The organism is Shewanella sp. T24-MNA-CIBAN-0130, assembly GCF_040310185.1.
GTDB lineage: Bacteria > Pseudomonadota > Gammaproteobacteria > Enterobacterales > Shewanellaceae > Shewanella > Shewanella psychromarinicola.
This window is the reverse complement of sequence record NZ_JBEOPP010000176.1, coordinates 1-365: the sequence shown is the minus strand read 5'-3', so window position 1 is coordinate 365 and position 365 is coordinate 1. Positions and strand designations below refer to the sequence as shown.

General features: G+C 30.1%; 1 protein-coding gene. It reads right to left on the bottom strand.

Annotated elements, in window-relative coordinates; all coding sequences use genetic code 11:
- On the bottom strand, positions 1–320 hold a 320-nt coding region (locus AAEZ02_RS21970; RefSeq protein ID WP_351125083.1), incomplete at its 3' end, for a hypothetical protein.
- Positions 321–365 lie beyond the last annotated feature (45 nt).

Sequence of the window (365 nt, the reverse complement as noted above, 5' to 3'; positions counted from 1 at the left end):
ACAGAGAAATATATCGTTATTAACACTGAAAGGAAAACTAAAATGTTCGCCTTAGTCGTTATAACTTCTAAATGCTGGGGTATGCTATATTGTGTATCTATAAAAATGGAAACTGACATAACCAAAAATAACAAAGTACAGATTGTAATATCAATGAATGGAAATGTATAACCTTGACCAGTTAAAAAAAGAATAAAATAAGGACTGAATAACAATGAAAATATTGCTAGAACAATAATTATAACTGCATATTTCTTATCAAACTGACGATGAAAAACATCAGATAATCCTTTCTGATATGAAACTATCGCTTGAGGCATGATAAATCGACATACTGTTGATGGCACCATAGCTAAGATACCAAC